Raw genomic sequence first — 8,600 nt, 5'->3', positions numbered from 1 at the left:
CGGACGGGGCGCGGATCAGTGCGTCCAGTCAGCCGGAACCTTGCCGCCATTCTTGGCCAGCTCGGCATAGACCTGCTTGATGAGCCAGACGTTCATCGTCGCGGTGTCGTCCGTGCTGCCCGAATAATGCAGTTCGCCGGCCAGTTCCTTGCGGGACTGGAGCGAGCTGTCGAGACCGAGCAGCTTCAGGAGATCCACGATGGAGGTCTTGTAGTTCAGCGGCTGGCCTGCCTTGGCAGCCAGGCCGGACAGGACGGCGTCCACGTCCACCGGAGCTGCTGCTGACGTTGCTGCCGCGGCTGGGGCAGCGGCGTCAGCAGCAGCCGGGGTTGCCGCGGAAGTGGCCGGTGTCGCGGCTTCTGCATGGCCAAAGATCTTGGACATGATCGTGCTGAAAAGACCCATGAGTGTAACTCCTGTTGGTTAAGGAAATCCGGACGAGGCGCAACCGAAGTCTTGCCCATCCGGATCGGCCTCGTCTTAGTAGCGGTATTCTTCGTGCTTGAACGGACCATTGACTGGAACGTCGATGTAGTCTGCCTGTTTCTGTGACATTTTGGAAAGTTCTGCGCCGACCTTTGCGAGGTGCAGGGCAGCGACCTTCTCGTCCAGAGCCTTCGGCAGGGTGTAGACCTTGACTTCGTACTGGCCCGGCTTGGCCGTCCACAGTTCGATCTGGGCCAGGGTCTGGTTGGTGAAGGATGCGGACATCACGAAGGACGGGTGGCCCGTTGCGTTGCCCAGATTCACCAGACGGCCTTCGGACAGAAGGATGATGCGGCGGTTCGGGGCCAGCTCGATCTCGTCAACCTGCGGCTTGATGTTGTTCCAGCGATAGTTGCGCAGGGCTTCGACCTGGATTTCGCTGTCGAAGTGACCGATGTTGCAGACGATCGCACGGTCCTTCATCTCACGCATGTGGTCGATCGTGATGATATCCACGTTGCCCGTGCAGGTGACGAAAATGTCGCCGCGCGGGGCTGCGTTTTCCATCGTGACGACTTCATAGCCTTCCATGGCGGCCTGAAGGGCGCAGATCGGATCGACTTCGGTCACGAGCACGCGGCAGCCTGCGTTGCGCAGGGAAGCAGCAGAGCCCTTGCCCACGTCGCCATAACCGGCGACCACGGCGACCTTGCCGGCCATCATGACGTCCGTGCCGCGACGGATCGCGTCCACCAGGCTCTCACGGCAGCCATACAGGTTGTCAAACTTGGACTTGGTGACGCTGTCGTTCACGTTGATGGCTGGAACCTTCAGCGTGCCCTTCTTGGACATTTCCCACAGACGATGCACGCCCGTCGTCGTCTCTTCGGACAGTCCGCGGACATCCTTGAGAAGCTCGGGGTACTTGTCGTGCATCATGATGGTGAGGTCACCGCCATCATCGAGGATCATGTTCGGCGTCCAGCCATCGGGACCGTGGATGGTCTGCTCGATGCACCAGTTGAACTCCTCTTCCGTCAGGCCCTTCCAGGCGAAAACGGGGATGTTCGCTGCGGCAATGGCTGCTGCGGCGTGATCCTGCGTGGAGAAAATGTTGCACGAAGACCAGCGGACCGTGGCGCCGAGAGCCGTCAGCGTCTCGATCAGAACGGCGGTCTGGATGGTCATGTGCAGACAGCCGGCGATGCGTGCGCCCTTGAGCGGCTGTGTGTCTTTGTACTCTTCGCGAAGAGCCATCAGGCCCGGCATTTCGCCTTCGGCGATGGAGATTTCCTTGCGGCCCCAGTCTGCCAGAGTAATGTCGCGAACCTTGTAATCCTGCGTCGTCATGAAGTGGCCCTTGCTGCCCATCTTTGGATGGCTGCCTGTATAAAGGCTTGGCGGACCCGCGGAAAGGGCGGGCCCGGCAATAGGCCTGTCGGTCTTATTCCGGCGACGTGGTCTGCGGCGTTGCGTCGGTCGGAGCGGACGTCTTCTTGTGGGACCGGTGATGACGGTGGCCCAGTTTGTGTACGTCTTTCTGGTTCGACGGGACGGGGCCGGTTTCGGTCGTGGTGCGGTTCATGGGGCCTGGTGCGGCCGGAGGGGGCTGGTCCGGCTGTTCCATGATGGTGCGCGGATTGGTCGGCAACTGGTTGTTGGGCTGGTTGATCGTGGAATTCTGGGCCTTCTGGACAGCCGACGTCGACGTCTGGGTCTGGTCGTTGCTGGGGGCGCTGACGGCCTGGGCCATTACGGACGGAGTGGCGACAGCGGTGCCAAGCAGAAGGCTGGCGGCGAAGAATGATGTGCGGATGGACATGGACATTCCTTTCCGGAGGGGAGTTCCCCTGCGTCAGGGGCTGACTCATTGCGGAGTAGGATAGTAACCCTCTGCTGGCACCGGAGTTGCATCGCGCAACGCGCATGTTTACGGAAAGAGGGGTATATTGCGTCCGTCTGCGGACCATGCGAGAAGCCGGACTCGATTACTCCCCAGTCGTTTCTGTTGAGCCTGCATGCCGGTTCTGCCGGTCCTGAACCCCCTGAGCACAGGAGGATGTCGTGTCAGACAGCACTGCCTACAACTTCCCCTTCACGGTTCTGGACCCTGAGCATCAGGAAACGGGAGCGCCCGCCTTTGCGAATGGGCTGGTCTGGGCTGTGCATGCCGTGCCGGGGCAGGATCTGCGCACGCTGGGATCGGCCGAGGTCGAGGCGCTTCTGGCGCCGGACCGGCCTGTGGAGAGTGATGGCTGGTACTGGCTGCATTTCGATACGGTGCACAGTTCAGCGCGCAGTTATGTCGCGCATCTGCCGGATCTGCCCGAAGATGTCTGCGCGATGCTGGCGGAGACGGAATACGGTATTGCGCTTGAGGCGTTCGGGGATCTGATCTGGGGGGCGCTGCCGGCGTTTGACGATGCGCTGTCGGAAGAGGACCGGGAAATCTGTGCCTGGCGTTTTGCGATGCGGCCGGATCTGCTGATCACGACGCGGCGCAATCCCATCCCGGTTCTGGGGGCGGCCTATCGCTCCCTGCGGCCGGATCAGATTCCGAAGACGCCTGCGGGGATTATCGACCGCGCGTTGCGGGAGTTCACGGGGACCGTGCGCCGGCAGCTCGGGCATCTGGATGACGAACTGGATCGTGCAGAGGATGTGCTTCTGCTGATCGAGCACCGGTCCGATCTGGGGCATCTGGGTAGCATTGTGGGCAAGGTGCGCCGTCGTGCGACCGAGCTGCGCCGCGTGGTGACCCCGATCGACCGTGTTCTGAAGGACGAGGATCTGGATCTTCCGGACTGGGCCGAGGACGAATTGCGGGACCGGGCCGAGCGGCAGGTTCATGCAGCGCTGGACGATCTGATCGCGCTTCAGGACCGGGCACGGTCGTTGCAGGACGAACTGGGCTCCAATCAGGCGGAAGAGACCAACCGGCGGCTGTATATCGTCTCGGTCGGGACGACGTTGATGCTGCCAGCGACGTTCGTGACCGGGTTCTTCGGCATGAATACCGGGGGCATGTTTCTGGCCCAGGGGTCGCTCGGGACCGTGGAGGCGGGGATTGTCTGTTTCGTCTTCATGAGTGTGACATTCCTGTTCATGAAGATTGCGCGTCTGCTCTGATTTCTCGCTTGAGAGGCGGTCCGGGGCTTCTGATTCCGGGTAAAGAAAAACCCCCCGTGCCAGGCACGGGGGGTTTTCTGTGTCGCAGGGACTGATCGGGGAAGGATCAGACGTTCTGCGGCTTGCGGGAGTTTGCGGCGGCGACAGCCTTGCCCCACTCCACCAGGGTCTTGGTGCAGTCCGTGCGATCGAGCTTGCACTCGATGAGCGTCGGGCCACGGGTGTTCTTCTTGGCCTTGGCAATGGCTTCAGCCAGTTCCGCACCCGTCGTGGCATGCAGGCCGAGACCGTACTTGCCGCTTTCCTCACCGGGGACGCCCTGGTTGAAGCACTGCATCAGAGCGGCGTAATCCCAGTTCTGGATGTAGTTGTACGGGCCGTCATGGATGGCGATCTCGATGACGTAGCCGTGGTTGTTCACCAGGAAGATGATGACCGGCAGTTCGTAGCGGACCATCTGGGCCACTTCCTGCGCAGTGAGCTGGAAGGAGCCGTCACCGACCATCAGCACGTGCTTGCGCTCCGGCGAACCGGTTGCGTTGCCGAACATGGACGGAACGGACCAGCCGATGTGACCCCACTGCATTTCGGTCTCGACCTTGGCACCTTCGGGAAGATGCATGCGCACGGCGTTGAACCATGAGTCGCCGGTCTCGGCGAAAAGGGTGGTGTTGCCGTCAACCAGTTCGTTGATCTGGCGGGTCATTTCGTCGTTGGACAGCGGCTTGGCCGGATCGGCCTTCGGCAGCAGGACGGGCTTGTATTCGCCAGTCAGGGCTGCAGCCTTCTTCGGCGCGCGCTCGGTCAGGGCCGTGACGAACTCCTTGAGGCGGAAGCCGTCGAAGGTCTTGCCGTTGACGGTCACGTGGTCAACATCGACCTCGAGAACCTTTTCGCCACGGATGATGCTCTGCCAGCCACCCGAGGAATAGTCGTTCCAGACCGGAGCCAGGCAGATGACGGCATCGGCGCCTTCGATGATTTCCTGGGCGCCCGGGCTGCTGACGTCACCCCAGTACACGCCACGGAAGCCCGGGTGCGTCTCGGGGAAGTAGCTCTTTGCAGCAGCCATGACTGTCACGGGGCAGCCCAGCTTGTCGGCCAGTGCGACCGTTTCCTTGAGGGCTTCGGCTGCGCGCAGCTTGGTGCCGACGAGGATGGCGACCTTGTTGGCCTTTTCGAGGAAGCTCAGGCTTTCGTCCAGAGCGGTCTTCAGGCTCTTTTCGTCCGGGCGGGGATGGGCGTGCAGGGACGAGACCGGGCCAGGACGGACGCAGGGCGCGGCCGAGATGTTACAGGCGATTTCGAGATAGGCCGGCTTCTTCTCGCGCAGCATCGTGCGGATGACGTGGTCGATCTTGGCCGGAGCGGTTTCAGCGGACGTGATGCTTTCGGCGGCACAGGTAACGTGCTTGGCCATTTCCATCTGGTAGCTGTATTCGGTCGTGCCGATCGTGTGGTGCAGGACGTGTCCCGAGCCGTGATCGTTGGAGTTCGGAGCGCCCGAAATCACGAGGATCGGCAGGTTCTCGGCATAGGATCCGCCGAGGCCGTTCATGGCGGAGATGGCGCCGACGCTGAAGGTGATGACGGCGGCTGCGGCGCCGTTGGCGCGGGCATAACCCTCGGCTGCGAAGCTGCAGTTCAGCTCGTTGCAGTCATAGATCTGCTTCATGCCGCCCTGTTCGATCAGCTGGTCGAGCAGAACGAGGTTATAGTCACCGGCAACGGCGAAGTGATGCTTCAGGCCGATCTGTGTCAGTCGTTCGGCAAGATAATGTCCGACAGTATAAGTCATGATTTCAGTACCTCAGAAGCCATAGTGACGGTCAGATGACTGGATGATCTGCCGTGTTGACAGGACCATGCAGTCATCTGACCGAAGAAGGCGGTTGACAGGTTACGGGGATGGGGAACCGTCTGACCGTTTTCCGGGACCCTGGGATCCGGGATTGCAGGCACCGGCGGGTTCGGAATGGCCTCGTAGCCCGTGGGGAAATGGTAATGTCGGGAATGGACCTGACCGACCTGCATGTCTGGAAAAGCGTCTGAGGCCATCCGGAGTTTGCGGGTTGGTGTCTGGAGCAGGGATATGAAAGGTAACGTGCCGTCAGGGGTTCGTGAAAAACCGGGATCGTCAGGATAGCGATTTTCTGTCGTTAAATAACCGGTAGTATAACAGGACAAACGGCCCGTTCCGTTAAGACGGACCCCAGAAACGGCAAGAAAAGAACCTGTTGTTGACATATCTTCCCATGACAGCCGGGAAACAGACCGGCTTCGTATGAAATATCTGCCTGCTCCAGACACACGAATGTTTAGAACAAAAATCCCGTCTGTGAAGGACATCAATCAAACATTACAATTAATTGAAAAAACCCTTTCTCATGAAGGGGAATTAAATACAGCTCCGACAGTCCTGTGAAACGGATGAGGACCAAAAAGGTCTTCTTCCGGTATTGCAGGTTGGAAAGACTATTGAGGTGTTTCGAACAGACCTTCCGTAAGCAACAGGCAGTCCGAAGGTCTGTTACGGTGTTGCCGGTTCGGGGGTCGTCTGACGATGCACGGTAAGAGAAACGGGCGCAGTATTACCCTGTTCTGTCAGCGCGATCCGGGCGGTGTGCCCAGGCATGATCTGGCCGATCTGGATCAGGGCGGCAGTATTCAGGAACAGCGGAAGGTCTCTGTCGCCGAACCGGAGGGTCATCTCCTCAATGAAGACTGGAGTGGGTAGAAATGTTCCTGTGTCGTTTTCCAGCCTCAGGGCATCCGGTGTCATGAGCAGGGACAGTCCCCGCAGCATTTCCATGGTCAGGGGAAGGAAGGTTTCCCAGCCCAGCGGCCGGGAGGCGAGATAATCCACGGACGAGGTGGGGATCGGAGCAATTCTCAGATAGGTCCCGGTTTTTGGAACGAGGAACGCGACCCGGTTCTGAGGCAGCTCCTGCATTTCCAGTTCTGGAAAAGACCGGGGCATCGAAACGCGTTTTTCCATAAACGGACGACAGGGGAGTTGGAAAGTCGCGGGGACGACGGCGCTGAGGCCTGGTAGACGGCCAGGCTGGAAAGGGGTGCGGGTTGGAACATCTCTCAGCGGGTCGTGGTCGAGCATCCAGCCGTACCAGTCCATGAGCCACAGGCGGAGTGTCGGGGTGGGGTCAGTCATCATGTCTCCGAAGGCTGCTTGGTGAGAGCCAGGCATTTCTTCATGACGCCGGGCAAAGCGGCGCGTTTCGTTGAACGGAACGTGCCGAAAGAGGAATCGATCCCTGCATTATGGCCCTGCGGAAGGCAAGCCTCGTAGACCGTGAGGTACAGGGTGAAATGGGTAAAGACATGGCGGATCTCGCCTTTGCGGACCCAGTGGGCCACGCAGGGGGCATGGGCGAGAGCTTCGTCTTCGGGCCAGGGTGTGCTGCGCCATTCGGTTCCGGGAGGCTCGTCCATGCTGCCCAGCAGACCGGTCGGAGGGCGTGTGCGCAGGAGGATCTGGCCGTCGTTGTCGTGCAGGAGAAAATGCGCGCCGTAACGGGTGGGACGGGCCTGTTTGGGCTGTTTGGCTGGCAGTTGGGCTGCGATTCCGCGGGCATGGGCGATGCAGGAGGTCTGCCAGGGACAGGTCAGGCAGGCGGGGTTCCGGGGCGTGCAGATCGTGGCGCCGAGATCGAACAGGGCCTGTGCGAAGTCTGATGGACGGCTTTGGGCAACAGGATCGGCGTTCAGGAGTGCTGCCTGTTGGGCGAGGAGTGGGCGTGAGGCTGGCAGCGGCTCTTCGGTGGCGTTGAGGCGCGCTGTGACGCGTTCGACATTACCGTCAACGGGGACGACGGGGCGTCCGAAGGCGATGGCGGCGATGGCGCGGGCCGTATAGGCACCGATTCCGGGAAGCGTCAGCAGGTCCTCGACCGTGTCGGGGAAACCGCCGCGTTCGGAGACGCGTTTTGCACAGGCATGGAGATTGCGGGCGCGGGCGTAGTAGCCGAGGCCGGCCCAGAGGTGCAGGACGTCCTCAAGTGGCGCTGCTGCGAGGTCCTGCACGGTGGGGTAATGCGTGAGAAAGCGCTCGTAATAGGATATGACGGCCTTGACGGTTGTCTGCTGGAGCATGATCTCGCTCAGCCAGACGGCGTACGGGTCCGGACGCTGGCCGGGGAGGCTGCGCCAGGGAAGGACGCGGCGGTGGTGGTCGTACCAGCGCAGCAGGGCGGATGCATCAGGAGTCACGGGGACGGATATGACGAAGGATCGCAGTTCGGACAAGCGTCCCTTACGAAACACGTCACGAAAGAAGGCTGCGCCCGAGCCGGATGGCTGGGTACCGTCAGACCGGAACTGGAAGCCGCGCCGTTCGGGAGCGAAGCAGATCGGGTCTTTCGTGCAGGCGCTGACGCAGCCGGTTTTCAAGAAGAAACCTCCCGTTCTGGCGCGCCTGATGATGGACTGGGCGGATTTTGTCGGCCCGCGTCTGGCCAAGCAGACCGAGCCGAGACGGCTGGCTGCAGGGACGCTGACTCTCGCATGTTCGGGGCCGATCGCCATGGAATTACAGCATCTGGCGCCGCAGATTATCGAGCGCATTAATGTCGCCTGCGGGTTGCGGGGGGAATATGGAATCGAGCGGCTGAAGATCGTTCAGGATCTGGTGGCGTTCGAGCGTCCGATGCCGAAGCGTCCGAAGCCGTTGCAGATCGAGGTGCCGGATATCGAGGACGAGGAGCTTCGTCTGGCGCTGGAAAGCCTGGGTGGGCATCTGGGCGCGCGTCGCAGGCGAAGGTGACGGAAGTGTTTCACGTGAAACAAGTTGTTTCGTCATGGGAAAGCCACCTTCCCACGCGATCTGATAATGCCGATATGGGAAAATGATCGGGCTTTTCCACAGGAGACTTGCCATGACCTTTGCACAGAGACCGGCTACCGCACTGATGCTGGCCCTGCTGGCATCCACGATTTCCCTTCCTGCCTTTGCCCAGCACGGTCCCGGCGGCGGAGGTGGCTTCCATGGAGGTGGCGGCGGTGGTTTCCACGGCGGGGGCGGAATGGGG

General features: G+C 61.1%; 8 protein-coding genes. 2 read left to right on the top strand and 6 right to left on the bottom strand.

The genetic code is table 11. The features are described from left to right. Positions 1-15: 15 nt before the first annotated feature. The 3 genes from ABF859_RS15085 to ABF859_RS15075 all read right to left on the bottom strand — a co-directional run bounded on the left by ABF859_RS15085 (position 16) and on the right by ABF859_RS15075 (position 2,248). Positions 16-405, bottom strand: coding sequence for a DUF3597 domain-containing protein (locus ABF859_RS15085; protein ID WP_415528458.1), 390 nt, complete (start codon positions 403-405; stop codon positions 16-18). Between the two features lie 75 nt (positions 406-480). Continuing rightward, on the bottom strand, positions 481-1,776 hold the full coding sequence (gene ahcY / locus ABF859_RS15080; RefSeq protein WP_062511406.1) for an adenosylhomocysteinase: 1,296 nt from the start codon (positions 1,774-1,776) through the stop codon (positions 481-483). A 94-nt stretch (positions 1,777-1,870) separates the two neighbouring features. After that, complete coding sequence (locus ABF859_RS15075; protein WP_415528457.1) at positions 1,871-2,248, bottom strand: hypothetical protein; 378 nt, start codon at positions 2,246-2,248, stop codon at positions 1,871-1,873. A 242-nt stretch (positions 2,249-2,490) separates the two neighbouring features. On the opposite strand from ABF859_RS15075, the gene ABF859_RS15070 reads away from it, so the two are divergent. Beyond that, positions 2,491-3,555 (top strand): transporter, encoded by a 1,065-nt coding sequence (locus ABF859_RS15070; RefSeq protein ID WP_415528456.1) that lies wholly within the window; start codon positions 2,491-2,493, stop codon positions 3,553-3,555. 106 nt (positions 3,556-3,661) lie between these two features. Here the strand turns inward: ABF859_RS15070 and ABF859_RS15065 are convergent, their stop codons facing one another. The 3 genes from ABF859_RS15065 to mutY form a co-directional block, all read right to left on the bottom strand. After that, positions 3,662-5,353, bottom strand: coding sequence for an alpha-keto acid decarboxylase family protein (locus ABF859_RS15065; RefSeq protein WP_415528455.1), 1,692 nt, complete (start codon positions 5,351-5,353; stop codon positions 3,662-3,664). Between the two features lie 732 nt (positions 5,354-6,085). After that, positions 6,086-6,727, bottom strand: a complete 642-nt coding sequence (locus tag ABF859_RS15060; protein ID WP_415528454.1) for a hypothetical protein — start codon at positions 6,725-6,727, stop codon at positions 6,086-6,088. Beyond that, positions 6,724-7,782, bottom strand: a complete 1,059-nt coding sequence (mutY, locus tag ABF859_RS15055; RefSeq protein WP_415528453.1) for an A/G-specific adenine glycosylase — start codon at positions 7,780-7,782, stop codon at positions 6,724-6,726. Before mutY ends, ABF859_RS15060 begins: the two co-directional genes overlap by 4 nt. A gap of 10 nt (positions 7,783-7,792) precedes the next feature. On the opposite strand from mutY, the gene ABF859_RS15050 reads away from it, so the two are divergent. Next, positions 7,793-8,335 carry a DUF721 domain-containing protein gene (locus tag ABF859_RS15050; protein ID WP_415528452.1) on the top strand — a complete coding sequence of 181 codons (543 nt, stop codon included), beginning with the start codon at positions 7,793-7,795 and terminating at the stop codon, positions 8,333-8,335. The last annotated feature ends 265 nt before the right edge of the window (positions 8,336-8,600 follow it).

It is taken from the genome of Gluconobacter sp. (genome assembly GCF_047722525.1).
GTDB lineage: Bacteria > Pseudomonadota > Alphaproteobacteria > Acetobacterales > Acetobacteraceae > Gluconobacter.
The sequence above is the reverse complement of the archived record's forward strand: the minus strand, read 5'-3'. Positions and strand labels throughout refer to the sequence as shown.